This is a genomic window from Streptomyces coryli, from assembly GCF_011044975.1.
GTDB lineage: Bacteria > Actinomycetota > Actinomycetes > Streptomycetales > Streptomycetaceae > Streptomyces > Streptomyces coryli.
Window position 1 is genome coordinate 1 of the sequence record NZ_JAAKZV010000105.1, and the last position, 26,291, is coordinate 26,291.

Below are 26,291 nucleotides of genomic sequence, written 5' to 3' on the forward strand. Positions count from 1 at the left end.
CCGCTTGCATCTCCCGCCAGGCCCCGAGCTCACGTCCCCGCAGCTCACCAGCCGCTAACGCAGCAATCCCGCGCATCCGTACGTCCCCCCACATCAGGCCGGAACAACAGCCATGTACCCCCACAGAAAGATGACACATCCCACCACTGGAACGGTTCCCTCCGCCGGACGGCTCCGCCCCGGCTACGGCAGCCGTATGACGACGCGGGAGACACCGCTCCCATCAGGCACCCTTCCCTCCGGAGGCCTCCTTCCTGAGGAGCTCCAAGAAGGTCGGAGTGCCCTGCGTGGTGCGCACGTCGATGAACGTACGCACATCGATGTCCTCAACGGCCCGTAGCAGCACGGCGTGCGCGAGGTCGGCGCGGGCGGTGAACCTGCCGGGCAGGCGGGAGGCCGCGACCTCGTAGTCGCTGACGGACTCCGCGTCGAAGAGGCCCGCGGGGCGGACGACGGTCCAGTCGAGACCGCTCTCGCGCACGATCGCCTCCATCCGCCGCATGTCCTCGTACACCGTGCGGCCCATGGTGCGCGCGATGACCGGCTCGACGACCTTGCGGAACAGGAAGGTCTCGCCGGGTGCCGCCACGTCGAAGAGCACGGTCGAGGTCACACAGACCAGGCGGCGGACGGAGTGCTTGGTCATGGCCTGGGTGATGTGGGTGATGCCCTCGGAGTACAGCGATACGGGCTTGCGCCCGTAAGGGACGCCGAGCACCGAGATCACCGCCTGCTGCCCGGCCATCACCGCTTCGACCGCGCTCTGGTCCCGCACATCCGCGCCGACGACCCGCAGCCGCGGGTCGCTCAGCGGAAACTGCTCGGGCCGGCGGGTGACGGCGGTGACCGTGTGGCCGTCGGCGATGGCCTGCGCGGTGGCCTGGCGCCCGGTGGGTCCGTTGGCGCCGAAGATGACGAGCTTCATGGGAGTTCCCCTTCAGTACGCGGCAGTTGTTGCCACCTAGGAGGGGCGGGGCGGCGGAGAGTGTGACACCTTGCGGCCCGGGTGTGGCGTGACCCACACTTCCGGGATGTCCGACTCCCCTGCGCGGACGGAGAGTTCGGCGGCGGCGGACGCGGCGACGCAGGTCTTCGTCGACCATCGCGAGCTGCTGTTCTCCGTCGCGTACAACATGCTCGGCAGCATCCCCGACACCGAGGACGTGCTTCAGGAGACCTGGCTGTCCTGGGCGGGCCGCAGCCATGGCACCGCGACCGCGCCGGCCCGGGTCGACCAGCCGCGCGCCTATCTGGTCCGCATCGCCGTGAACCACGCGCTCGCCCGCCGCGAGAAGATCAGCCGCCGGCGCGAGACCTACGCGGGAACGTATCTGCCCGACCCCCTGGTCGCCGGGCCCGCGACCGCGGAGAGCGCCGACGCGGCCGAGCGGGCGCTGCGCAGCGAGTCGGTGTCGATGGCGCTGCTCGTGGTCCTCGAAACCCTCACCCCGCTGGAGCGGGCGGTGTTCGTCCTCAATGAGGTCTTCGGCTACGCCCACACCGAGATCGCCGGGATCCTCGACCGCAGCCCGACCGCGGTACGCCAACTGGCCAGCCGCGCCCGGCGCCACATCCGCGCCCGCCGCCCCCGCTACCGGGCGCAACCCCGTGTCCAGCGGCAGGTCACCGAGCGGTTCGTCGCCGCCGCGCTCGGCGGCGACCTCACCACGCTGCTGGAGATCCTGGCGCCGGACGTCACGCTGTGGACCGACGGCGGCGACAAGGGCCGCTCCGCACCCCGGCCGGTGCACGGCCGGGACAAGGTCGCCCGCACCCTGGCGGGCTTCGCCGCACGCACCCCGGAGGACCTGGACGTCCGCTACGAGAGCGTCAACGGCGAGTCCGGCGCGGTGGTGTTCACCGGCGACACCCCGTACGCCGTGATGGTCATGGATCTGGCACCCGAGGGCGACGGGGTCTCCGACGTCTACATCGTCACCAACCCCGACAAGCTCCATTTCGCTGCGGACGACAGCTGAGCCCTGCATATTGAATCTTAGATTCACCATGTGGGATTCTCATGCGCATCATGAATGTCGTTCGAAGAGAGCTCTCATGACGGTGCGCAACGCCCGGCTCCCTCGCCGCGGATTCCTCGCCCTGGCCGGATCGTCCGCCCTGCTGGCCGGCCTGCCCCCGTGGATGGCGCGGGCCGACGCCGGCGCGCTCGCTGCGTCGGCTGACTTCGCCGCCGCTCGGGGCACGTTGCGGGAGATCCTGACCGGTGGGGCGCCGGATCTGACGGATGCCCTGGTCCAGAAGGCGATCGCCGCCCTGGACACGTCGGCCGACGCGCTGCTGGCCCGGATCGACCGGCGGGCCGACCGGGACCGGGTCTTCACCGATCTGCCGCTCGACGCGGCCACCATGCGCACCACCTATGAGCTGTTGCGCGATCTGGGGCTGGCCTACGCGACGCCGGGGACCGCTCGCCACGGTGACGCGTCGCTGGCCGCGGACATCGTCGCCGGGCTGCGGCTGACGCACGACCGGATCTATCACGCGGGCGGTGAGCGGCCCGGCAACTGGTGGTTCTGGGTGATCGGCGGGCCCCGGGCGCTGCTCTGGGCCGCGAGCCTGGTCGGGGAGGCCCTGCCCGCCGCGGATCTCGCCGACTACAGCGCCGCCGTGAAGTTCTACGTGCCCGACCCCGGCACGCTCGACCCGGTGGAGTGGGTCGGCTCCAACGGATCGGACGTGTGCGAGATTTCCATCCTCGACGGCATCCTGACCGATGACGCGGGCCGCATCACCCGCGGCGTGCAGGCGCTGGCGCCGATCCTGCCGCTGGTCACCAAGAGCGACGGCTTCTACGCCGACGGGTCGTACATCGGGCACAGCATCTTCGCCTACACCGGGTCGTACGGGCTGGCCCAACTCGGCGGTCTTGCCCGGCTCTTCGCGCTGCTCGCGGACACGCCGTGGGCGATCGCGCATCCCGCGCGGGAGCAGTTCTTCGGCACCGTGGACACGTCGTTCGCGCCGGTCATCCACAACGGCGCCCTGATGGACGCGGTCCGCGGCCGGGCCATCTCGGTGCAGTCGCTGGACGACCGGGTCGCCGGCTATCAGGCGATGGAGCACATCCTGCGGCTCGCCCAGGGCGTCGACGACCGGACGGCGGTCCGCTGGCGGGCCCTGGTCAAGGGCTGGGTGACGCGCGACTCCGGGCCTGAACTGCTGCCGTCGGCGCCGCTGTCCCGGCTCGCGCTCTTCCAGCAGACGCTCAAGGACGATGCCGTCGCTCCGGCGCCGCACCGGCCGGAGCACCGGCAGTTCGCGGTGATGGCCCGCACCGTCCACCGGCGGCCGGAATGGACGTACGCGATCTCGATGGCCGGCCGGCGCATCGGCTACTACGAGCAGATCAACGACCAGAACAAGCGTGGCTGGCACACCGGCGCCGGCATGACCTATCTCTACGACGACGACGCGACCCAGTTCAGCGACGCGTTCTGGCCCACCGTCGACGCCTACCGGCTCCCCGGCACCACCACCGACACCACGCCGCTGGCGGTCGGCGCCGGCGAGCGCACCGTGCCGAACACCTCCTGGGTCGGCGGGGTGACGTCGCCCGGCGGCACGTACGGCATGACCGGCATGGCGATACGCGGCATCACCGCGGCCGGAGCCACCCAGGTCCAGGCCCGAAAGGCGTGGTTCTGCCTGGACCAGCAGGTGATCGCCCTCGGCGCCGCGATCACCGGCGGCGGCACCGATGGGCATCCGGTCGTCACCACGATCGAGAACCGCAATCTGCACGCGAGCGGCACGCATCGCCTCACGGTGGACGGGATCGCCCAGCCGTCCACTCTCGGCTGGACCGGCGAGTTCCAGAAGGCCCGTTGGGCCCATCTCGAGGGCGTCGGCGGCTATGTGTTCCCCGGCGGTGCGACCGTCCACGCCGAGCGCGAGGCCCGTACCGACAGCTGGAGCAGCATCGACACCGGCAGCGCCGGCGGCACCACGGAGAAGTTCACCCGCCGCTACGCGACTCTCTGGTTCGACCACGGCGTCGAGCCGGAGAACGCCACCTACGCATACGCGCTGCTGCCCGGCGCGTCGGCACAGCGGACGGCCCAGGCGGCTGCCGCACCGCAGGCGGAGATTGTCGCCAACAGCCCGACCACGCAGGCGATCCGGCTGCTCAACCGCGACGTCACCATGGCCGGGTTCTTCGCCCCGGGGAGCGCCGCCGGCATCACCGTCACCGCTCCCGTCGCCGTCATCGTCGAGGCAAGCGGCGACGGGGTCCTCGCCATCGCGGTCGCCGACCCCACCCGCGCCACCGCACCCATCAAGATCACCATCGACCGCCGGACGACCAAGGTGATAGCCGCCGACCCCGAACTCACCGTCACCGCCGGCCCGACCACCACCCTCACGGCCAACCTCACCGCCACCGTCGGCTCCACCCGAACCGCCCGCCTGCGCCTCGCGTGAGCACCCCGGCGAGCAGCAGCCCGGCCAGCAGGGCAAGGAGGGTCGGCGGCACGGTGGCGGGCTGGCCGGGGGCGCGGGTGGCGCCCATGTAGTCGAGGAAAGTCATGCCGTTGGCGGCGGCGTACCAGAGGGGGAGGTAGGTCGCCTGGAAGAGGCGGTGGCTGCGGCTGACCGTGCCGAGGGCCAGGGCGAGGGCGGGGACGAAGAGGACGGCGGCCGTCCAGGAGGCCAGGCCGTCCGTGTCGCCCTCGCGTATGAGGACCGCGCCGGGCCCCAGGCCGGTGACGGCGGTGAGGGTCACGCCCGCCGCCCATTCGGCCAGGGCGCGGCGGGCCGGGCGGGGGATGGCGCCGAGCAGGGCGTCAACGCCCCCTTCAGGGGCCTGGGTTCCGAGGCGGGACCAGAGGAGTACGGGCCAGATCCAGGCCGCGGGCAGGATGATGCGGGTGGCTCCGTTGCCGGTGGCCGCGAAGGCGGTCAGGGTGAGCAGGGCCGCCATGGCCCACCACCACCAGCGGGTGCCCTGCAGCAGAATGCGCAGCTCGGCGGCGTACAGCCGGAAGAACGGCCAACCGCCGGTCCTCGCCGCGGTGAGCGGTCGGGCGGGTATCGGGGCGGCCCACGTCGCCGGCGCGACGGTGGCGACCGGCGTCCGGTGTGAAGCCGCTGCGATACGGCCCCGGGCCGGGTCGAAGCGGGCGAACCACAGGGCGGGCAGCAGCGCGACCACCAGCGCCAGCCCGGCCACCGCGGCGCGGCTGAGCAGATAGCCGGCGTCGGGGGTGAAGCCGCTCCAGGTGAAGGTGTGCAGCGGGGTCTCGGTGTACGTGAAGCCGAGGCTGAACTCGCCGCGCGCGTCCGGAGCTTGCTCGCGCACCTGGGCGTGCATCGAGCGCACCGCCCCGTACACACCGATGCCACCCAGCGGCGCCCCCGGCCCCTGCCCGCCGACGGCGAGCACCATCCAGACGAAGAACCACACCACATTGCCGAGGCCACCGCGCAGCCCCGGCAGCGTGTCGGTCAGCAGCGCCGCGGCGGCGGTGGCCACCATCAGCGGGAGCGCGATGACGGCGAAGGGCAGGAGGAGGGCGCCGAGATCGACCGCGCGGTCCTCGCCGCGCACCAGCTGCATCGTGAGTGCGGTCGCCGCCAGCACCACCAGCATCGAGGCCAGCACCAGGACATTGCTGAGGAACTTCCCGGCGAAATAGGCGGTGGTACGGAGCGGGGTCGCCGCCAGCAGCCGGCCCACGCCGCTCGCCTCGTCCCGGGCCGGGACGCCGCGCACGACGTAGAAGCCGCCGAGCGCCAGCCACAGCGAGCCCGCCAGCGCGGTGGCGAGGCCGACGTAGGCGCTGTTGTACGCGCCGCGGTGGTCGCCGATCTGCAGGATCACCCAGTGGGAGCCCGCGGCCGGCACGGCCAGCCAGCCGAGGGCGACGGCGGCGAGCAGGATGACGGCGTAGGCGGGCTGGCGGACGCGGTCGCGGACGTCGGCGAGGGCGACGCCGAGGATGGGCCGCAGCGCGGTCGCGGGCGTCGGGCGCGTGGCGGTCGCGGGCATCATGCGGCGACCTGCCGCGCCGCGCCGCCAACGGTCGCCAAGTAGGCATCCTCCAGATCGGGTTCCGCCGCCACCGCATCCGGTACGGGCGGCTCACCCGCCAGCACCCGGGCCCGTACCCCCTCAGGCGTGCGCACCATACGGCTCACGGCATGCCGCGCCCGTACGGCGACCAGATCCTCCGGCCGTACGAGCAGCTCCCACACCAGCCCGGTCGTACGACGCAACAACTCCTCGGGCGTCCCGCGATAAAGCAGCCGCCCGCCCGCGACCACCGCGATGTCGCGGGCCACGGACTCCACGTCGGAGACGATGTGCGTCGACAGCAGCACGATCTTGTCCGCCGCCAGATCGCTGAGGAGATTGCGGAAGCGGACCCGTTCCTCGGGGTCGAGTCCGGCGGTCGGCTCGTCGACGACGATCACCTCGGGGTCGGCGAGCAGCGCCTGGGCGATGCCGACGCGGCGCAGCATGCCGCCGGAGTACGCCTTGAGCGGGCGCTTGCCGGCTTCGGTGAGGTTGACCAGGTGCAGCAGTTCGTCGGTGCGGGCGCGGGCGGTGCGGGCGGACAGGCCCTTGGCGGCGGCGAGGTAGCGCAGGAACTCGGGGGCGGAGAGGTTGGGGTAGACGCCGAAGTCCTGGGGGAGGTAGCCGAGCGCGGCGCGCAGCGGGTCCGGGCGGGCGACGGCGTCGGTGCCGTGCCACAGCACACGGCCGCTGGTGGGGCGGGTGATGGTGGCGGCGATGCGCATCAGCGAGGACTTGCCGGCGCCGTTGGGGCCGAGCAGGCCCACCATGCCGGGCGCGAGGCGGAGGGTGATGCCGTCGACGGCACGCTTTCCGCCGCGGTAGGTCTTGGCGATGTCGATGAGCTCCAGCATCAGCGCTCGCCCCGCAGCTTGGTGGGGCGGCCGTCGCGGAGCACGGCCAGCTCGCGCGGCACCTCGACGCGGAAGCGGGCGTCGCACAGCGCGAGCCCGGTGCACCCGGCCTCCAGGTCGAGGGTGTCGCTGTCGAGCTTCCAGCGCAGCTGCTTCTTGCTGCCGACCTTGGCGTCGAACCACCGGGTGACCTCGATGTCCTCGCGGTCGGCGGCGACGAGGTCGGTGGGCGTCCCGTGCGCCCGCACGTCGAGGGTCTTGCCGGGGAGGGGGAAGGTCTTGTGCTGCGGCTCGGCGTTCTTGGCGTCGACGGAGCAGGCGGTCAGGGCTCCGACGGCGAGCAGTGCGGCGGCCAGGGCTGGGGAGCGCACGCGGTCCTCCTTGGTGGGATCGTGATCGGCTCCATCGAGAGTCCGTCACGACCGCGGCGCCCACATCTGCCGTTCGGCAGAGATCCGCCAACCGCCCGCACGCGGGCGGCATAGCGCGCCCCCAACCCGCCGAGCGCACTCCCCAGCCGCTCACGCGGGCGGCACAGCGCGCCCCACCCACCGAGCGCGCGGCCCTTACGCGGGCAGCAGCGCCCGCACCCGCCGAGCGCCGGCCCTCACCCGGGCAGCAGCGCCCGCACCCGCCAACCGCCCTGCCCCGGGCCCCAGTCCAGCTCCCCGCCGAGCGCCTCCACGCGCAGCGCGAGCCCCGCGAGCCCGGTCCCCCCGCCCGGCCGGGCGGGGGCCATCGCCCGCACCGGGACGCCGTTGTTGGCAACCACGACCTCGACCGCCGGGCCGCCACCCGGCCCCACGGCCCGTACGACGGTGACGGCCACCCGGCTCACGCCGCCCGCATGCCGCCGCACGTTCGTCAGCGCCTCGACCACCACCCGGTACGCGGCATCGTCGACCAGCCGCGGCAGCGTGCCCGCCAGCCCCGGCTCCATCCGCAGCTCGACCCGTGCATCGGGGCCCGGCGCCGCGTACTGTTCGACGAGCCGCGACAGATCGGCCAGCCCGTAAGCCTGGGTGGGCGGCGCATCGGCGCGCAGCGACTGCACCGTACGGTCCATGGACTCCAGCGCCCGCACCCCGGCCGCCTCCACCCGCGCCAGCAGCTCCCTGGTCTCGTCGGCGCCGAGGTCGCCGGTCCACTGCGCGGACTGCGCCTCGACCACGATCCCGGTCAGCTCGTGCGCGACGAAGTCATGCAGATCCGCGGCCACTTGCAGCCGCTGCCGGTCCAGCGCCACGGTCATCGCGCGGACCCCACGGCTCTCGACCGTACGGAAATACAGCCCCACCGCCACCGCCACCCCGGCAGGGAACAGCGACACCACACAGGCGAACGCCACCGCCGCCCCCTTGACCGCCGGCTCGGCGAAGAGGAAACGCAGCGGCAGCAGCACCACAGCGAGGGCGAGCAACGGCGCCAGCACGAGCACCGCACGCTCCGGCGCCCACCGCGTGACGCGCCGCAGCAGGAGCAGCAGCAACGGAACCTCCGCCACCGCCCAGAACAGCGCGAAACCCTGCTCCCCGCGGAAGCCGAAGGAGGCGCCGAGCGACACCAGGCAGACGCCGACGACCGGCGCCGCCGGGATGCCGCCGACCCGGCGCCAGGGACACCGCAGACACAACACAAAGCCGGCCAGCGCCGCCGGCACCGCCACCGGCAGCGCCCCGGGCCCGCCGAGGACGGCGGGCAGCAGCACGAGCGCGGCCACCGCGGCGGCACCGACCAGGCGCCGCCCCTCATCCAGGGAGCCCTCGGCCGAGCTCACGTCGCGTCCCCGGCCCGGGCGTCACCGGTGAACCCCGCATCCCAGGCATACACCGCGATCCCCACCCGATTCCGCGCCCCGAGCTTGCGCTGAACGGCAGCCACATGGGTCTTCACGGTCCCCGGCGAAATGAACAACTCCCGCGCGATATCGGCATTGGTCTTCCCCAACGCCACATGCCCGGCGATCTCGACCTCCCGCTCGGTCAACGGCTCCACCGGCGCCGCCGGCACCGGCCGGCTCCTGGCCCCGCCGATCTCCTTCAGCAGCCGCACCGTGATCGAAGGACTGACCAGCTGATCACCGGCCACCGCCGCCCGCACCGCCTCCACGAGCAACGCAGGCCCCGACCGCTTCAACAGAAACCCGGACGCCCCGTGCCGCAGCGCCGGATACACATACTCATCAAGATCAAAGGTCGTCACGACCACAACCCGCACGCCTTCGGGCCCACCCGCCAGCCGCCGCGTGACCTCCAGACCGTCAAGCCCCGGCATCCGGATATCAACCAGCGCCACATCCGGCCGCAGCTCCCTGGCCATAGCCACCGCCGCCACCCCGTCGGCAGCCTCCCCGACCACCTCGAAGTCATCCTGACTCTCCAGCACCCGGCGCAGCCCCCGCCGCACCATCTCCTGATCATCGGCAACGAGCACCCGAATAGTCATGACCGTCCCCTGGCCTTGAGCGTGCGTCCGCGGTCCCACGGAATTTCTCCGCGCCGGCCGGCATAGATTCGCCTGCTCCAGCGCGTCTGAAGAGTACGCGCAGAAAATGGGGGCCCAATGGACGCCGCGGACCAGGAAAGCTTCCACGACTTCGTCGCCGCCCGCTGGGGATCACTGCTCCGCCTGGCCATCCTGCTCACGGGCGGGGACCGGCACGAGGCCGAGGATCTGGTGCAGGCCGCGCTGCTCAAGGCGTTCGGCCGCTGGCGGCACATCGAGGAGCCGGAGGCGTACGTCCGCAAGGCGATGTACCGCCACCAGGTCAGCCGCTGGCGGCTGCTGCGCCCGCAGCGCGAGATCACCGTCGCCGTACCGCCGGAGGGCGCGCCCACCGCCGACGGCGCGCCCGCCGCGGACCTACGCCTCACGGTACGTACGGCGCTGGCCCGGCTCACTCCGCGGCAGCGCACCGTGCTGGTGCTGCGCTACCTCGAGGACCACACCGAGACGGAGGTCGCGGCGCTGCTCGGCTGCTCCGTGGGCACCGTGCGTTCCACCACCCACCGCTCGCTCGCCCGGCTGCGCGCCCTCGCGCCGGAGCTGACGGCGGCGGAGCCGCAGGAGACCGCCGCCATCGCACCGCTGTGGGGCACCGACCCGAGGGAGGCCCGTTCATGACCGGGGACCAGCTCGACCGCGCGCTGCGGGACACGCTGCGCACCTGGCCGTACGAGGAACTGCCGGGAGCGCACGGCGTCGCGGACCAAGTGGCGCGCACCGACCGGCGGCTGAAGATGTTCCGCCGGGGCGGCGCGATCCTCGCCATCGCGGGCATCGGGGTGGGCGCCGCCCTCGCCACCGCGGCCGGCGGGGACACGGACGGCGGGCTCGCGCCGCCCGCCGGGGTGGAGCAGTCGCCGCCGCTGCAGGGCTGGAGCCGGTGGCAGATGGAGCTGCCCGGCGGCGACACGGGCACCTGCCTCACCGCGGAGATGTCCGTCTACTGCAGCACCATGGGCTACGACGGCCTGCGGATCGACGCCCGCAGCGGGAAGGTCGTCTGGACCTCGAAGTCGGGCGGCTCCAGCAGCGGCGGGCTCGGGGGGTTCCGGGACGGCGTGCTCTACACCTTCCGCGACCACAAGCCGGGAAGCAATGCCCCGGGTACGGACCTGGTGGCCCTGGAAGCCAAGACGAAAAAGGTGCTCTGGAAGCACAAGCTGGCCAGCGACAACCGCGATGCCCAGGCGGCGGTGCCGTTCAACGGCGGCGTGCTGGCGAACGCCCCGCGGGACCGCGTGCTGCGCGCCCTCGACCCGAAGACGGGCCGCACCGAGTGGACGTACAGCTGGGGGAAGGGCATCTGGTGCGACCGCACGACCCTCGATGGCGTGCCGTACCTGCTGTGCCGGCCCGACGGGGCGGACTTGAAGGGCGACACGGACGTGATCCGGCTGGCCCCGGCCGACGGCGGCGCGCAGAAGATCGCCACGGTACCCGGGCACACCGAATTCCTGGGCAGCAGCGGCGACGACCTCGTGTTCGTACGCAAGGACCGCAAGCTGGTGCACCGCGTCAGCACCCAGGGCGGCGGCACCGAGCAGCGCTCGCTCGCCGGCGTCCGGCAGGTCGCCGGCCTGGCCGGGGACGTACTCCTCTCGTCCCGACCGAATGGCGAGGTCACCGGCCATTCGACCCTGACCGGCAAGCGCCTGTGGACCACGGACCTGGGCCTGAAGTACAAGCAGAGCTCCAGCCCCTGGAACTCCCAGCGGCTCTCCACCCCCGCGCTCATGCCCGGCACCCACACGGCCTACCTGCTCTCCCCCTCCGGCAAGCTCGCCGGAGCCGACCTGCGCACCGGCAAGCCCCAATGGCACGGCTCGGTACGGATACCTACACCCCCCAAGAACGCCCCCACCTCCCGGCCCCAACTGCTGACCTCGGGCGACGTCCTGGTCGGCCGCGCAGGCACCCAACTCTTCTCCGAACGCCCGGACCCGTCCGGTTGACGCGGATTCGTTGCCGCCGCCGGCAGCCGGAGCCACTAGGCTCGTCATGTGTCGGCTCCCCTGTCTGCGGACGAATACGCCGTCGTCGCCGTCGCGTCCTCCGCGGGCGGCATCAACGGCCTCGGAGTGCTGCTCGGCGGGCTCCCCGCCGAGCTGCCGGTGCCGGTGCTGGTCGTGCAGCACCTCGACCCCCGGCACCGCACCGTCCTGGCGGATATCCTCGGCCGCCGCAGCGACCTTGACGTGAAACTCGCCGAGGCCGGTGAGCCGGCGCGGGCCGGCACCGTCTATGTGGCGCCGCCCGACCGGCATCTGCTCGTCGGCCCCGATCACCTGCTGTCGCTCTCCGAGAGCGAGCTGGTCCACTTCCTGCGGCCGTCCGCCGACCTGCTCTTCGAGTCGGTGGCGGGCGCGTACGGGCCGAACGCCATCGCCTGCGTCCTGACCGGCACCGGCAGCGACGGGGCGATGGGCGTGGAGGCGGTGAAGTCGCGCGGCGGCACGGTGATCGTGCAGGATCCCGGGACGGCGGAGTTCAAGGGCATGCCGGAGGCGGCCGTGGCCACGGGATCGGCGGACTATGTGCTGCCGCTGGCCGAGATCCCCGCTGTGATCAGCGGGCTCGTAGATTCGAAGAGGCAGTGATGGGCGAGGCGCAGGAGACCGCGACCAACGAGGAGCTGGAGGAACTGCTGGTCTTCCTCCGCGAGTCGCGCGGCTTCGACTTTTCCGGCTACAAGCGCAGCTCACTCGGCCGGCGGATCCGCAAGCGGATGAGCGATGTGGGGATGAAATCCCACGCGGACTACCGCGATCTGCTGGAGACCAACGCGGAAGAGTTCAACGAGCTCTTCAACACCATTCTGATCAACGTCACTTCGGTCTACCGCGACCCGGATGCCTGGACCTTTCTGGCGCGCGAGGTCCTGCCCGAGCTGATCGGGGACGCCGGGCCCGACGACGAGATCCGGGTGTGGAGCGCCGGCTGCTCCAGCGGCGAGGAGGCGTACTCCCTGGTCATTCTCTTCGCCGAGGCGCTGGGGATCGACGAGTGCGTGAAGCGCGTCAAGATCTACGGCACCGACATCGACGACGAGGCGCTGCGCAGCGCCCGCGCCGGACTCTACTCCGCGAAGGAGCTCGAACCGCTCTCGCCGGAGCTCCGCGAGAAGTACTTCGAGCCGAACGGAACGCAGTTCAGCGTCCGTCCGGACCTCCGCCGCCGGGTGATCTTCGGCCGCCACGACATCACCAGCGACGCGCCGATCTCCCGGCTCGACCTGCTGGTCTGCCGCAATACGCTGATGTATTTCAACGTCGAGGCGCAGACCCAGATCGTCGACCGGTTCCACTTCGCCCTGCGCGACGGCGGCTATCTCTTCCTCGGCAAGGCGGAGATGCTGCTGAACGACACCGACCGGTTCGACGTGGTCAGCATGCGCCAGCGCGTCTTCCGCCGCCGCCCCGGCGGCTCCGGCCCGACCTATCACGCGCCCCCGGCGAAGTTCCGGCCGGTCACCGGCGTCGAGACGGCGAATGTGTCCCGCACCCGCCAGCTGCGCGACCTGGTCCTGGACGCGGCCCCCGGCGCCGCGGTCACCGTCGACGCGGACGGCCTGGTGGCGCTGGTCAACAGCCATGCCCGGCAGCAGTTCGGACTCGCGGTGGGCGACCTCGGCCGGCCGTTCCAGGATCTGGAGATCTCCTACCGTCCGGTGGAGCTGCGTTCGCTGATCGACCAGGCCAGGAAGCAGCGCCGCACCCTGCACGTGAACGGCGTCGAGCGGCGGTCCGGGGAGGACCTGCAGTACTTCGACATCGCCATCCAGCCGCTGATCGGCACCAAGGGCCAGCCGCTGGCGACCCACATCACCTTCACCGACGTCACCGCCGCCACCGAGCTGCAGTCCGAGGTGAGGCAAGTGCGCGAGGAGCTGGAGACCGCTTACGAGGAGCTCCAGTCCACGAACGAGGAGCTGGAGACGACCAACGAGGAACTCCAGTCCAGCATCGAGGAGCTGGAGACGACCAACGAGGAACTCCAGTCCACAAACGAGGAGCTGGAAACCACCAACGAGGAACTCCAGTCGGGCAACGAAGAGCTGGAGACCATGAACGACGAGCTGCGCATCCGCAGCGATGAGCTGGACCAGGCGAAGGCGTTCCTGGAGGGCGTGATGTCCTCCGTCGCGGCCGGCGTGGTCGTGCTGGACCCGGACATGAAGGTCAAGAGCTGGAACCGCGGCGCCACCGAGCTGTGGGGCCTTCGCCGGGACGAGGTCGTCGACGAGTCCTTCTTCGGGCTCGAGTTCGGCCTGCCGGCCGACGAGCTGCGCCCGGTCATCCGGCAGTGCCTGGACACCGGTAAGCGCGCCGGCCCGGTCACGGTGCCATCGGTGAACCGGATCGGCCGCAGCATCGACTGCGCGGTGCACTGCTCCCCGTTCGAAGGGCACCGGGGCGGGGTGGTGCTGCTCATGGAGGATTCCGATCGCACGCATCCCAATGGCCGGGACGCGGCGTAGCCTTGGATCCGTGACCCAGGCCGACCGCTCCACGGACGCGGTGCTGTCCGCGATGCGCCGCGCATCCGACGCGCGCCGCCGGGCACTCCAGGACCTCAAGGCCGCCGCGCGCAACGAAGCGCTCGCCGACGGGCCCGGCGGCGAGCTGCGGGCATCCGCGGCCGCGATGCTCCGCCGCAGCGCCGCACGGCATGCCGCCGCGGCGCACCTGCAGGAGGCGCATGCCCGCAGGCTGGCCACCTGGATGGGCCGCCCGGGCGACCGGCCGCGGTTCATGTCCGGTGTGGCGGACCTGTTCGGCACCCGCAGTGCGACCCTCACCGTGGTGGGTTCCGACCTGGACCAACTGGCCTCGGCCGCATCGGACTCGACCGCCAAGGCGGCCCAGGAACTCGAATTCGCACTCGGCAGCGGGCCCGCCGCGGATGCCACCAGCGGCGGGCTGCTCGTCCAGGGCACCGGCGCGGAACTGGAGCGCCGCTGGCCCGGCTACGGCGCCGGCCTCGCCGAACTGGGCGTCGGCACGGTGGTCGCCGTGCCCCTGCTCTCCACCACCCAGTGCCTGGGAGCGCTGACCGTCTTCGACCCGCAGCCTTACGGTGACCGGCCAAGGCCCGTGTCGTACGACGAGATGGCCGCGGTGCTGACCCGGATGCTGCTGGGGCCGGACGCCGAACCCGAGCTGCACCTCGGCATGGACCTCCAGGAGGTGGTCCACCAGGCCACCGGCATGGTTTCTGTACAGTGCGGCTGTGGCGTCGATGACGCGCTCTCACTGATCAAGGCCCGGGCGTTCGCCTTGGGTGAGACCACCACCGCGGTCGCGGCGCAGATCGTGCACGAGGGCCTGCGGATCGGCTTGGGGGACGCCGAATGACCACACCGGGGCACCACCGTCTGGCTGCGGCCTTCGTAGACCTGACCGGGGGAAGCAACGCTCCGGCCGGCGGCTCCCCCTTCGACGTCACCGCGCTGCTCCGCAAACTCGCGAACCACAGTGCCGGGCTCCTGGGAGCGAGCGCGGCGTACGTGCTGCTCGCGGAAGCCCACGGTGGGTCGGCTGTGGTGCCCGCTGATCCCGGCACACGGCTCGACGGCCTGGCGTACGAACTGGCCGGCCCGGCACGGACCTGCTGCGATACGGGCATCCCGGTGCCCGCGCTCGCACTGAGCTCGTCGGCGGTGCAGTCGCGCTGGCCCCGGTTCGCCGCTTGGGCGCAGGGGCGCGGCTACGCCCAAGTCGCCGTGGTGCCGCTGCGGGCGCACACCGAGACCGTGGGCGCTCTCGCCCTCCTGGCCGCGCCGCACCGCCCGCTGCCGGATGCCGAGCTGCCGGTGGGGCAGTCGCTGGCGGATGTGACCGCGCTCATGATCGTGCGGGAGCGGGAAAGGGCCGAGAGCCGGGCGCTGACCGACCAGTTGCAGCACGCCCTGACCAGCCGCGTCGCCATCGAGCAGGCAAAGGGCATGCTGGCGGTCCAGCACACGCTGACCCCCGACGAGGCATTCGCCCTGCTGCGCGGCCACGCCCGCTCCCGAGGCCGGCTCCTCGCGGACGTGGCGCACGAGGTGATCGACGGCAACGCGGATCTGGCTTGACCGCCCAATGATCAAGAGCAACCAAAAGGGCCAGGTCAGCGGCTAACTGACCTGGCCCTCGAGTGAGCCGCCTAAGGGAATCGAACCCTTGACCTACGCATTACGAGTGCGTCGCTCTGGCCGACTGAGCTAAGGCGGCAGGCTGCGGTGCCAGAGTGGCAGCAGCAACGGCGACAAGTCTACACAGTTTCTGAGGGTGGTCAGAACGGGGTGCGGACGAGGGCTCCGTCGCAGGTCAGTCGCCGTGCCGCCGGCCCGTCAGCAGCGGGTGCCGTCCTCCGGCGGCTTCCCCGTCAGCAGGTAGCGGTCCACCGCGCTGTCGACGCAGCCGCTGCCGCGGCCGTACGCCGTGTGGCCGTCCGCGTCGTACGTCAGCAGCACGCCGCTCGAGAGCTGAGACGCCAGCGACTTCGCCCAGATGTACGGCGTCGCCGGGTCCCGCGTCGTGCCGATGACCAGGATCGGGCCGGCGCCCCTGGCCTCGATGCGGTTGGCCTCGCCGGTGGCCTTGACCGGCCAGTCGCCGCAGTTCAGGGCGGCCCAGGCGAAGTCGCGGCCGAAGACCGGGGAGTCCTTCTCGAAGGACTTCTCCTGGTCCGTCACCTCGGCCGGGTCGTCGAAGGCCGGCGGCTGGTCGAGGCAGCTGACCGCCGTGAAGGCGTACATCATGTCGCCGTACGAGCCGTCCGGCTCCCGCTCGTAATACGTGTCGGCCATCGACAGCAGCGCGCTGCCGTCCTTCTTCTTCATCGCGTCGGCGAGCGCGTCCCGGAGCGGCGGCCAGGACTCCTTCGCGTACATCGACTGCAGCACGCCCATGGTGGCCAGCGACTCGTTCAGCTTGCGCGGCTCGCCCGTGCGCAGCGGCTTGTTGTCGAGGCTTTCCAGGAAGGTGTTCAGGCGCTTCGTCGCGGCGGCCCGGCCGTCCGTACCCAGCGGGCAGTCCTTGCGGCGGACGCAGTCCTTCGCGAAGGCGTCGATGGCGATGGTGAAGCCGGCGTTCTGCTCGCGGTTGAGCTGGAGCGAGGTCAGCGACGGGTCCATGGCGCCGTCCAGGACGAGGCGGCCGGCGCGGGAGGGGAAGAGGCCCGCGTACGTGGCGCCGAGCATGGTGCCGTACGACGCCCCGACGTAGTGCAGCTTCTTGTCGCCGAGCGCGCCGCGCAGGACGTCCATGTCGCGGGCCGCCTCGGTGGTCGAGACATGGCCGAGCAGCTTGCCCGCGCGCTTCTCGCAGCCCTCGGCGAAGGTGCCGAAGGCCGCCGTCAGCTTCTTCACCTCGGACGCGTTGTCCGGCGTCTGGTCGGTCTGGGTGTGCCGGTCCATCTGCTTGTCGCTCAGGCAGCGCACCGGCTCGCTGTGGCCGACGCCGCGCGGGTCGGCGGCCACGAGGTCGTAGCGGGCCCGGATCCGCTCCGGGTAGGCGCTGCCGACGTAATCCGTGAGGAAGTCGACCGCGGAGGCGCCGGGGCCGCCCGGGTTGAACTGCAGCGAGCCGATGCGGCGGGCGGCCGGTCCTGATGCCTTCTTGCGGGCCACCGAGAGCTTGACGTCGTCGCCCTCGCCCGGCTTCGCGTAGTCCAGCGGGACACGCAGCGTCGAGCACTCGAAGCCGGGGGTGTCGCAGGCGCGCCAGCGCAGCTTCTGGTCGTAGTACGGCTTCAGGTCCGCGGGGATCGCGGCGGGCAGCGCCGCCAGGGTCTGGCTCACGTGTCCGGCGCGGCTGCCCGGGTCGGCCGCGCTGCCGGAGGAGGACGAGGAGCCGGACGAACAGGCCGAGACGAGGAGCGCGGACGCGAGGACGGCCGCGGCGGTGCCGATGAGGCGGCTTGAGTGCATGCACCGAGAGTAACCGCGCAGGCACGGACGACACCTCGCGCGGCGGGTGCGGCGGCCCGTATGAGTGAGGGCGGTGCTCCCTCGCGCCCGACCGGGTGCCGCAGCCCGACTCAGCCCTCAGCCCGACTCAGCCCTCAGCCCGGCTCAGCCCCTCAACCCGCCCGCAGCGCCATCGTCATCGACTCCACCGCGAGCAGCGGCGCCACATTCCGATCAAGCGCCTCGCGGCAGGCGAGCACCGCCTCGATCCGGCGCAGCGTCGCCTCGGGCCCCGAGGCGCCGGCGAGCCGGTCGAGGGCGTCGCGCATGTCGTCGTTCGCGAGCGTGTCCGTCGAGCCGCCGAGCTGCAGCGCGAGCACGTCCCGGTAGAAGCCGGCCAGGTCGATCAGGGCGAGGTCGAGGCTGTCGCGCTGGGTGCGGGTGGCGCGGCGCTTCTGCTTGTCCTGCAGCTCCTTCATCGCGCCCGCGGTGCCGCGCGGCATCCGCCCGGTCCCGCCCGGCGCGGCGCCCAGCGCGGTGCGCAGGTCCTCGGTCTCCTGCCCGTCCACCTCCTCGGCGCGCTCCTTCGCCGCCTCCGCGGCCGCGTCGACCAGCTCCTGCGCACCGCGCAGACAGCCGCCGATGTCGTGCACGTTCAGAGGGAGCTGCAGCACCGTGGCCCGGCGCGTACGGGCCCGCTCGTCCGTGGCCAGCCGCCGCGCCCGGCCGATGTGCCCCTGGGCGGCGCGGGCCGCGGTCGCGGCGGCCGCGGGCTCGATGCCGTCGCGCCGGACGAGGATGTCGGCGACGGCGTCGATCGGGGGCGTACGCAGCGTGAGGTGCCGGCAGCGGGAGCGGATCGTCGGCAGCACGTCCTCGATGGAGGGCGCGCAGAGCAGCCACACGGTGCGCGGCGCGGGCTCCTCGATCGCCTTGAGCAGCACGTTCGCCGCGCCCTCGGTCAGCCGGTCGGCGTCCTCGACGACGATCACCTGCCACCGGCCGACGGCGGGCGACAGACCCGCGCTGCGGACCAGCTCGCGGGTCTCCTTGACGCCGATGGAGAGCAGCTCGGTGGTGAGGATCGTGATGTCGGCGTGCGAGCCGACCATGGTCGTATGACACCCGTCGCAGAAGCCGCACCCGGGGACACCGGACTCGAGTGCCCGGTCCGGACTGACACACTGCAGCGCGGCGGCAAAGGCCCGAGCGGCCGTGGAACGCCCCGACCCGGGCGGCCCGGTGAACAGCCAGGCGTGAGTCATACGGGACCCGGCAGGCGCCACACCGGAGGTGACCTGCACATCCGCATCCCGCGCAGCAGCGACCAGCTGCTCGCTGACCCGCTCCTGCCCTACGACCTCGTCCCACACCGTCATGGCCCCCATTGTGGGGCACCGCACTGACACCGGATTACGCGGACCGCGCCGACCGTGCGGACCGCACCGCCCACAGCCCGAGTGCGGTGCCGATCGCCACGACGCCCGTAGCGATGCTGAGGAGGGTCTGCGCAAGGCCGTCGGCGACAAGGCTCAGGAAGACGTTCGCGGAAACGGCAGCAATGAGTACGAGCCAGAGCAAGGGCTTCACGGGGGTTCCTCTCGCCGCGGTGACGTGGTCCCTCCCACCGTCCCCTTACGCACCCCTCGCGGCCCATGGGGCCAGCCCCCGGGTCGGGGGTATGGCCCACCGCACCACCGCGCTAGTCCGTGAGGATGTCGGTCAGATGGGCCTCGACCGGCTCGTCGATGTCGTCGACCGTCCAGAAAAGAGTCAGGATCAGGCCCAGCGGATCGGTGCCCTTGCCTTCCTTCGCGCGGGGAGCGCCGACGCTCGGGCTGTCGATCACCCCGGGCTCCCCGGAGGCGAAGATCGCCGGAAGCGGCTCGCCGGGACCCGCGAACGGCCAGTAGTGCCACCGGTAGCCACGGTGCCGTACGGCAACTTCGCCCACGTACCAGCAGGCGCCCTGCAGGAAGAGGCTCAGACGGTCGGCGTGGATCTGCTCCTCGCCGCGATAGCGGGCGCGGATCAGCCCCTCCAGGGTCTCCAGGGAGGCGGCGGAGAAGTCCCAGGTGCCCTCGGAAGCCCCCGTTTCCCGGCACCAGTCGGCGAACTGCTCGGACCGGGCCGCCAGCCAGCCCGGCAGATCCGGGGCCGGCGACGGCTGCTGAATCTCGTCCATAGGGCAGCAGCGTAGGGCAGTCCTTCGACGGCAAAGAGCCGGGTTCCAACTCCATGTGAAGAACCCGGTGTTGATGTGAAGATTACGCAATAACCCGTTCCCGTAGACCAGTTGGAGCGATCTATTGTGGGTCGGCCGGAGACGTAAGTGACGGGGGGCCCGCGTCGCCGTGCCTTGCCCTGCCCACGTGCCCCCTGGACCAGGGAAACTCTGTGAGGAAACTCATACCTGCGCGTGTACGTCACCGCAGGGGCATAGCGGTGGCATTGCTCACCTCGATCGGGGTGCTGCTCTCCGGCATGCCGGCACTTGTCGGCAATGCCGCCGCCGCCCCGGGCCTGACCGGCAAACGGTGCGACCAGCTGTATCTGAACCGTAAGTACGACGCCCCGGTCGCCGGTTCGGGAATCCAGGGCAAGAACCAGCAGTACAGCGTGAGCCCGGAACGCGACTGGTCAGCGTACTCCGCCGACAATCCGGCACGCGCCTTCGACGGCCTCAAGGCGCCGAATGCGGCCCAGAAGAAGCTGGCCGGAAATACCCAGTCGGCCGTCGACAAGTGGAAGGCGAAGTACGAGAAGACCGGGAACATCAAGTACCGGGTCCTGGAGATCTACGCCCGGTACGAGCAGAACATCGCCCGGAACAACAGCCGCACGATCCGCGACTTTTCCCGTTACGTGGATGTGCGGATCGCCGGCAACGAGTTCAACCGGACCAAGGGCCACGCTTTCGGCCGCCGCATGACCCAGCAGTTCAAGCTGGTCGGCCCGGACTGGCTCTGCGAGGTCCGGGTGAAGGTGACCGACCGGAACGGCAAGCCGGTCATCGACCCGAAGACCAAGAAGCAGGCCGTCCGCATCTACGACTTCTACAACAAGAAGACGAAGGAACTCGGGGAGTTCAAGTCCAACGGCAAGCACATCCCCAAGCAGCTGCGCTGGGACCGGCACATTCTGCGTTCCCCCGGCTTCCGTGACCACAGCCTGCGGATGGTGATGGGCGAGCGGGTCGCGCAGAACACCCGCGAGGCCTACAAGAAGCTCAACGGGCAGATCCAGCGGGAGACCGGCCGGTCGAACGGGGTCACGATCCGCGAGCAGCGGTCGGCGGCGGTCCCGCGGTGGAAGCCGAACCAGTACACCCGCCACAACCCGCACTTCAACCCGTCCCCGTCCCGGGTCGGCACCGGCGGCCCGCTGACGGACGCCGCCTACCGCCAGGGGCAGAGCCGGGCCGAGGCCAGGGCCCTGCAGAAGATGTACCAGGACGCCAACACCCGCGGCGGCTTCGGCCGGCCCGGCGGCGTGGACTTCTCCACCCTGGAGCTGAACTACGTCGGCAATGTCACCAAGGGCAAGGGCATCGACTACTCGTTCAAGGCCGACTACGTGAAGAACGAGGACGCCGAGCCCGGCTACGGCGGCGAGAAGGCCCTCGGCCTGTCCTCCGACGCCTTCTTCACCTGGCTCGCGCTCTCCCCCGACCGGATGTGGGTGAACCTCAACCCGGACCAGCCGGACAAGATCATGGACTCGGCGTTCGCCAAGACCGACGCCGGCCGTGTCCTGCTGGAAGCGGACATGGAGATGAAGCGGGACTGGGCGCGCACCCTGAACCCGAAGCAGTCCCCGGGCCGCGAGTACATGAACGCCGCGCCGAAGGTCGACGGCGTGCCGTGCTTCTCCCCGATCCGCAACTGGATCGTCCCGGAGCGCGCGAAGGTCCGCCAGCAGGACGGCGGCATCTACATCCTGGACGCCCCGCTGAAGGTCAACACGGCGAAGATGGACTTCGACGCCGTCCCCGCCGACCACTGCAGCTCAAAGCTGACGGATCAGCAGAAGCAGTACAGCGTCGAGCTGATGCAGCGGATGATCACCCCCGAGGTCCAGAAGAAGGTCAACAACGACCCGAAGTACAAGGACCTGCGGACGGTCTACCGGTCGCGAGTGGCCGCCGAGTTCGTACGGCAGCAGGACGCGAAGCAGGCCACCGACTTCCGGAAGATCATCAACAGCAACAACCTGAAGCGCTGGCCGCTGCGCGCCCCGCACCAGAACTGGGACAAGCGCACGGTCTGGAAGCAGGCGCGGAAGTCGTTCCTCGAGGGCGAGTACACGTACGAGTGGACCAACGGCGGCCGGATCTACACCTACACGGTCGGCGGCGTGGACTTCTCCAAGTCCCCGAAGCGGAACGTCAGCCGGGTGCGGTTCAACCTGGAGAAGCCGCGTCTCGACGAGACCACCAAGACGTCGGTGCAGTCGGAGACCGCGTACCGCAACACCGAAACCGCCTACCTGGGCGGCGGCGGCTCCGGCCGTACGGCCCCGGGCGGGGGCGGCGACGACCCGGGCCCGGGCGACCCGACGCCGAGCGACCCGACGCCGTCCCCGTCGGACGGTACGGACCGGCCGAGCACCCCGCCGGCCACGCAGCGGCCGTCGGACAGCCCCGGCGACCAGGCCGGCGACGGTGAGCTCGGCGACACCGGCTCCGACACCCCGGTCGGCCTGATCGCGGGCATCGCGGCAGCGCTCGCGGCCATCGGCGGCGGCCTGACGTGGTGGATGCGCCGCCGACGGATGGTCACCGAGGACTGATCCGCCGGACCTTCATTACGGGCCCGCACCCAAGCCATGGGTGCGGGCCCGCGCCATGCCCATCGCTCAGAACGAGCAGCCCAGATGCGCCAGCGCCTGCTTGATGAGCAGCCCATGGCCGCCCGTCGTCTCCCGCTGCACCGCGTCCGAGGCGGCCTCCTGCGGCGTGAACCAGACGAAGTCCAGCGCGTCCTGACGCGGCGCGGCCTCGCCGGTCACCGGCACCGCGTAGGCGAGCGAGACGGCGTGCTGGCGCGGGTCGTGGTACGGGGTGATGCCCTGCGTCGGGAAGTACTCGGCGATGGTGAACGGTTGCGGCGACGCCGGGATCTTCGGGAACGCCATCGGCCCGAGGTCCTTCTCCAGATGCCGCAGCAGCGCGTCCCGCACCCGCTCGTGGTGCAGCACCCGTCCGGAGACGACGGCGCGGCTCACGGTCCCGTCGGGGCCGATGCGCAGCAGCAGGCCGACGGCGGTGACCTCGCCGCGGTCGTCCACGCGGACCGGTACGGCGTCGACGTAGAGGATCGGCATCTGGGCGCGGGCCTGCTCCAGCGTGTCGGGGGCAAGCCAGCCGGGCGAGGTGTCGGTCATGTCAGCCATCGTCTGATCGTATGCCGTCGGACGGCGGCCCGGGCGAGGGCTAAGGTCCTTTCCCCGTCGGCGGCGAAAGGGCCTTCCCCGTCAGCGACGCCGCCGCCGCTCCTCATCCTCGTCATGCGGGCCGAGGAGTTCGTCGGCCAGGGTGGGGAGATCGTCGAGCGGCGTCTCCACCGCCCAGTCCGGGCGCTCGCGTTGGGCGCGCTCGCCGGCCCCGTGATCCTGCGCCTTCGGGATGGCCCGGGTCTCCTCCGCGTCCGGGTCGGAGACCTGCGGGATCACCCGGGTCTCCTCGGCGTCCGCGTCGGGGACCTGCGGCATGACGCGGGTCTCCTCGGCATCCGGATTCCCGCCGGACTGCGGCAGCTTCTGCGTGGTCGCGGACTCGGAGTCCGCGGGGGCGCCGGGCTGCGGGAGCTTCTGGGTGGTGGTCTGCGACGGCCCGGCGTCCTCCGGCTCGGGCGTCTGCGGCAGCTCCTGGGTGACGGCATCGGGGCTCTCGGGCGCCGCGTCCGCGGGCTCCGCGGCAGCATCGACGGCCGCCGCGTCAGCGCCCGAGGCACCCGAGGCACCCGAGGCGCCCGAAGCGCCCGAAGCCGCCGCCTCCGCCGCCTGCCGCGCCTGCTCGGCCCGTAGCAGCGCCTCTTCCGCCAGCCGCTGCTTCTCGCGCCGCCGCTCCTCCGCCTCGGCGCGCAGCCGCGCCTCCTCCTCGGCGAGCCGGCGCTGCCGCTCCTCCTCCTGCCGGCGCGCGGCCTCCTCGGCCTCGCGCCGCTGCCGCTCCTCCTCGGCGAGGCGGCGGGCCTCCTCCGCCCGCTGCCGGGCGATCTCCGCCTCGCGCTCGGCCTCGCGCTGCTTGGCCTCCTCGATCTCGCGCCGCTTGCGCTCCTCTTCCTCGGCGCGCAGCCGGGCGAGGGTGGCCTGCCGTTCGCGCTCGAGGCGCTCCTCCTCGGCCTTACGGGCGGCCTCCTCGGCCTCCCGCCGCTTGCGCTCCTCCTCGGCGCGCTTACGGGCCTCCTCCTGCGCCTGCACCTCGGCGTCGGACAGCGGCAGCATCTGGTCGAGCCGGTGCCGTGCGACCGTCGTGATCGCCTCGGGCTCCTGCCCGGCGTCCACCACGAGATAGCGCGCCGGATCGGCGGCGGCCAGCGCCAGGAACCCGGACCGCACCCGCTCATGGAACTCCGCCGGCTCCGACTCCAGCCGGTCCGGCGCCTCGGTGAACCGCTCCCGCGCCGCGTCCGGCGCGATGTCGAGCAGCACGGTCAGATGCGGGACCAGCCCGTCGGTCGCCCACCGCGAGATCCGCGCGACCTCGGTCGGCGACAGATCGCGCCCCGCGCCCTGATACGCCACGGACGAGTCGATGTACCGGTCGGAGATGACGACGGCCCCACGCTCCAGCGCCGGCCGTACGACACTGTCCACGTGCTCGGCCCGGTCGGCGGCGTACAGCAGCGCCTCGGCGCGATGCGAGATCCCCTCCGACGACACATCGAGCAGGATCGACCGCAGCCGCTGCCCGATGGAGGTGGCGCCGGGCTCGCGGGTGACCACGACATCGTGGCCCTTGTCGCGGATCCACTGCGCGAGCGCCTCCACCTGCGTGGACTTGCCCGCGCCGTCGCCGCCCTCCAGCGCGATGAAGAAGCCCTTCGCGGACGGCGACTGCGCCGGCTCCGCGCCCCGGAAGAGCGCGTCGCGCAGATCGCGGCGGAGCGAGATGCCCTGCCGGTCGTCGGTCCGTACCAGCGCGAAGGCGGCGACCGGCAGCAGCAGCGCGCCGATCAGCATGAACGCGAACGCCGCGCCCCCGTGCGCGAAGACGAAGTCCCCGCTCTCCACCCGGTGCTGCCCGATGACGGCGGCGAGCAGCGGGGCGCCGACCGCGGCGAGCGCGATGGCGATACGTACCGCCGCGTGCAGGTGATCGGTGAGCCGCTGCCGCCGCCCGTCCTCGGTCTCCTGGTCGAGCAGGTCGTGCGCGGTGGCGGCGGTGGCGCCCGCCGCGATGCCCGCGAGCAGCGCGAGCAGCAGCCCGGTGGTCGCGTCGCCGACCAGGCCGACGGCGAGCAGCGCGACGCCGGTGACGGCGGTCGCGGTCGCCAGCAGCCGGCGACGGGAGAGCGCGGGCAGGATGCGGCTCGCGTACCGGATGCCGATGACAGGACCGCCGGTGAAGGCGAGCACGAGCAGCCCGTACGCGACCGGGCCGCCGCCGAGGTCGTACGCCTGCAGCACGGCCAGCGACACGGACGCGGCGATCGCGGCGGCGACCGCGGCACCGGCGAGGACGAGCAGCGGGATGGCGCTCGTCCGGCCCTTGTCCGGCTCGCCGTTACGCTTCGGCCGCCGCAGGCCCTCCAGCGGGGAGCGCGGGCGGGTGGCGCCGCCGTCGGGCAGCTCGACGAAGTACAGCACCGAGACGGAGGCGGCGAAGAGCCCAGCGGCGAGATAGCTGCCGAGGGCGGCCTGGTGGGTGGTGAACCAGTCGAAGCCGGAGCCGAGCAGGTTGCTGACGAGGGTGACGGCGACGAGCCCGGCGGCGGCGATCGGCAGGCTCAGATACGCGGTGCGCAGCGAGAGCCGGCGCAGCGCGTCGAGGCTGTCGGGCAGCGGCCTTATCGCGGCGCCCTCGGCGGGCGGCGCGGGGAGCAGCGCGGGCGCGGCGCTGTCCTTCGCGACGGTCCACAGCCGCTCGGCGACGCCGGTGACGAATGCGGTCACCAGAACCCACCCGAGCGCCTTGTCCGGCGTCCAGTCGATCCACAGCGGCGCGACGAGCAGCAGCCCTGCACGGATCGCGTCGGTGCTGATCATGGTCCACCGGCGGTCGAGCGGACCGCCGGCGGCGAGCAGCCCCGACACGGGCCCGAGCAGAACGGCCCCGAAGAGCAGGGTGGCGAGCAGCCGCACACCGAAGACGACGCTGATCGCGATAGCCGCCCCGCGATACCCCCCGCCGAAGCTCTCGGCCGCGACGGCGGCCTGCAGCCCGAGCAGGACGAGGACCAGGACGGAGAGCGCGTCCCCGATCCCACCGACCAGCTGGGCGCCCCAGAGGCGGCGCAGCGGCGGATAGCGGAGCAGCGCACGGAGCGCGCGTTCGCGCGAGTCGGCGGCGAGGGCGTTGTGGTCGTCGGCTGCGGTCACCATTCCGCCTAGCGTAGCGGGGCAACCCCCTCCGCTACGCGCCCGTGTCCGAACGGTTGCCCGGTTCTTGAGCCGGAACCACCGATCCCGGCACGGACACCGCGACCACCGCGGGCGCGGCGGGACCGCCGGGCCCCATGTCCGTAGCGCCGCCAGGTGCGATCGCCGCCGCCGCGGCGGGGGCCGGGCGCAGCACCACTACGGGACCGGTCGCGACGGGGCCGCCGGGCCCCATACCCGTGGCGCCGCCAGGTGCGATCGCCGCCGACGCGGGCGAGGACCGAGCGCAGCACCACTACAGGACTGGTCGCGACGGGGCCGCCGGGCCGTAGCGGTGCCGGATGCGGTCGCGTACGGGCCCGCCTGTCCCGCTCTCGCCACCGGGCGCGGTCGCACCCGCACGCCCCGCTGGAGGAGGGGAGCCAGTCCCGCCCACCCCCGCTGCCGACCAAGGGAAGCC

At 72.1% G+C, this 26,291-nt stretch carries 21 protein-coding genes and 1 tRNA gene; 9 read left to right on the top strand and 13 right to left on the bottom strand.

Going from position 1 to position 26,291, the window contains the following annotated elements; translation table 11 throughout:
* Window positions 1–223: 223 nt before the first annotated feature.
* On the bottom strand, window positions 224–925 hold the full coding sequence (locus G5C51_RS22475; protein WP_165239967.1) for an NAD(P)-dependent oxidoreductase: 702 nt from the start codon (window positions 923–925) through the stop codon (window positions 224–226).
* 106 nt (window positions 926–1,031) lie between these two features.
* On the opposite strand from G5C51_RS22475, the gene sigJ reads away from it, so the two are divergent.
* Entirely contained in the window at window positions 1,032–1,979 is a 948-nt protein-coding gene (sigJ, locus tag G5C51_RS22480) for an RNA polymerase sigma factor SigJ (protein WP_165239968.1), read from the top strand.
* Window positions 1,980–2,055: 76 nt separating this feature from the next.
* On the top strand, window positions 2,056–4,443 hold the full coding sequence (locus tag G5C51_RS22485; RefSeq protein ID WP_165239969.1) for a polysaccharide lyase 8 family protein: 2,388 nt from the start codon (window positions 2,056–2,058) through the stop codon (window positions 4,441–4,443).
* Here G5C51_RS22485 and G5C51_RS22490 read toward each other — a convergent pair.
* The 5 genes from G5C51_RS22490 to G5C51_RS22510 form a co-directional block, all read right to left on the bottom strand.
* Window positions 4,394–6,013 carry a hypothetical protein gene (locus G5C51_RS22490; RefSeq protein ID WP_240929858.1) on the bottom strand — a complete coding sequence of 540 codons (1,620 nt, stop codon included), beginning with the start codon at window positions 6,011–6,013 and terminating at the stop codon, window positions 4,394–4,396. The genes G5C51_RS22485 and G5C51_RS22490 overlap by 50 nt on opposite strands.
* The gene (locus G5C51_RS22495) at window positions 6,010–6,891 is read right to left on the bottom strand and encodes an ABC transporter ATP-binding protein (RefSeq protein ID WP_165239970.1); all 882 of its coding nucleotides are present in this window, start codon (window positions 6,889–6,891) and stop codon (window positions 6,010–6,012) included. The genes G5C51_RS22490 and G5C51_RS22495 overlap by 4 nt, the downstream gene beginning before the upstream one ends.
* Complete coding sequence (locus G5C51_RS22500; protein WP_165239971.1) at window positions 6,891–7,262, bottom strand: hypothetical protein; 372 nt, start codon at window positions 7,260–7,262, stop codon at window positions 6,891–6,893. Before G5C51_RS22500 ends, G5C51_RS22495 begins: the two co-directional genes overlap by 1 nt.
* A 236-nt stretch (window positions 7,263–7,498) precedes the next feature.
* Window positions 7,499–8,668 (bottom strand): histidine kinase, encoded by a 1,170-nt coding sequence (locus G5C51_RS44105; RefSeq protein ID WP_165239972.1) that lies wholly within the window; start codon window positions 8,666–8,668, stop codon window positions 7,499–7,501.
* Window positions 8,665–9,336, bottom strand: a complete 672-nt coding sequence (locus G5C51_RS22510; RefSeq protein WP_165239973.1) for a response regulator — start codon at window positions 9,334–9,336, stop codon at window positions 8,665–8,667. Before G5C51_RS22510 ends, G5C51_RS44105 begins: the two co-directional genes overlap by 4 nt.
* A gap of 117 nt (window positions 9,337–9,453) precedes the next feature.
* Here G5C51_RS22510 and G5C51_RS22515 point away from each other — a divergent pair, with 117 nt between their 5' ends.
* Genes G5C51_RS22515 through G5C51_RS22540 form a run of 6 tightly spaced genes read left to right on the top strand, consistent with a single transcriptional unit; the run spans window position 9,454 to window position 15,472 of the window.
* Window positions 9,454–10,014, top strand: a complete 561-nt coding sequence (locus tag G5C51_RS22515) for a SigE family RNA polymerase sigma factor (protein ID WP_165239974.1) — start codon at window positions 9,454–9,456, stop codon at window positions 10,012–10,014.
* Window positions 10,011–11,348: an outer membrane protein assembly factor BamB family protein gene (locus G5C51_RS22520; protein WP_165239975.1), complete on the top strand. Its 1,338-nt coding sequence runs from the start codon at window positions 10,011–10,013 to the stop codon at window positions 11,346–11,348. Before G5C51_RS22515 ends, G5C51_RS22520 begins: the two co-directional genes overlap by 4 nt.
* Window positions 11,349–11,396: 48 nt before the next feature.
* Window positions 11,397–11,993, top strand: a complete 597-nt coding sequence (locus G5C51_RS22525; protein ID WP_165239976.1) for a chemotaxis protein CheB — start codon at window positions 11,397–11,399, stop codon at window positions 11,991–11,993.
* Window positions 11,993–13,873: a CheR family methyltransferase gene (locus tag G5C51_RS22530; protein ID WP_165239977.1), complete on the top strand. Its 1,881-nt coding sequence runs from the start codon at window positions 11,993–11,995 to the stop codon at window positions 13,871–13,873. The genes G5C51_RS22525 and G5C51_RS22530 overlap by 1 nt, the downstream gene beginning before the upstream one ends.
* Window positions 13,874–13,883: 10 nt before the next feature.
* A complete protein-coding gene (locus G5C51_RS22535; RefSeq protein WP_338118260.1) occupies window positions 13,884–14,750 on the top strand; it encodes an ANTAR domain-containing protein in 867 nt (288 codons plus the stop codon).
* Complete coding sequence (locus G5C51_RS22540; protein WP_165239978.1) at window positions 14,747–15,472, top strand: GAF and ANTAR domain-containing protein; 726 nt, start codon at window positions 14,747–14,749, stop codon at window positions 15,470–15,472. Before G5C51_RS22535 ends, G5C51_RS22540 begins: the two co-directional genes overlap by 4 nt.
* 65 nt (window positions 15,473–15,537) lie before the next feature.
* Here the strand turns inward: G5C51_RS22540 and G5C51_RS22545 are convergent.
* From G5C51_RS22545 to G5C51_RS22565, 5 genes are all read right to left on the bottom strand, one after another.
* Window positions 15,538–15,611 (bottom strand) — tRNA-Thr (locus G5C51_RS22545).
* 119 nt (window positions 15,612–15,730) lie between these two features.
* Window positions 15,731–17,311, bottom strand: a complete 1,581-nt coding sequence (locus tag G5C51_RS22550; RefSeq protein ID WP_165239979.1) for an alpha/beta hydrolase — start codon at window positions 17,309–17,311, stop codon at window positions 15,731–15,733.
* Window positions 17,312–17,463: 152 nt separating this feature from the next.
* Complete coding sequence (locus G5C51_RS22555; RefSeq protein ID WP_165239980.1) at window positions 17,464–18,669, bottom strand: DNA polymerase III subunit delta'; 1,206 nt, start codon at window positions 18,667–18,669, stop codon at window positions 17,464–17,466.
* 34 nt (window positions 18,670–18,703) lie between these two features.
* Window positions 18,704–18,880, bottom strand: a complete 177-nt coding sequence (locus tag G5C51_RS22560) for a hypothetical protein (protein WP_165239981.1) — start codon at window positions 18,878–18,880, stop codon at window positions 18,704–18,706.
* Between the two features lie 112 nt (window positions 18,881–18,992).
* A complete protein-coding gene (locus G5C51_RS22565) occupies window positions 18,993–19,475 on the bottom strand; it encodes a hypothetical protein (protein ID WP_165239982.1) in 483 nt (160 codons plus the stop codon).
* A 260-nt stretch (window positions 19,476–19,735) separates the two neighbouring features.
* Between G5C51_RS22565 and G5C51_RS22570 the strand changes: the two genes are divergently transcribed.
* Complete coding sequence (locus G5C51_RS22570) at window positions 19,736–22,081, top strand: hypothetical protein (RefSeq protein WP_165239983.1); 2,346 nt, start codon at window positions 19,736–19,738, stop codon at window positions 22,079–22,081.
* A gap of 66 nt (window positions 22,082–22,147) precedes the next feature.
* Here the strand turns inward: G5C51_RS22570 and G5C51_RS22575 are convergent, their stop codons facing one another.
* A complete protein-coding gene (locus tag G5C51_RS22575; RefSeq protein WP_165239987.1) occupies window positions 22,148–22,675 on the bottom strand; it encodes an NUDIX hydrolase family protein in 528 nt (175 codons plus the stop codon).
* 90 nt (window positions 22,676–22,765) lie between these two features.
* Complete coding sequence (tmk, locus tag G5C51_RS22580) at window positions 22,766–25,834, bottom strand: dTMP kinase (protein ID WP_165239984.1); 3,069 nt, start codon at window positions 25,832–25,834, stop codon at window positions 22,766–22,768.
* Window positions 25,835–26,291: the final 457 nt, after the last annotated feature.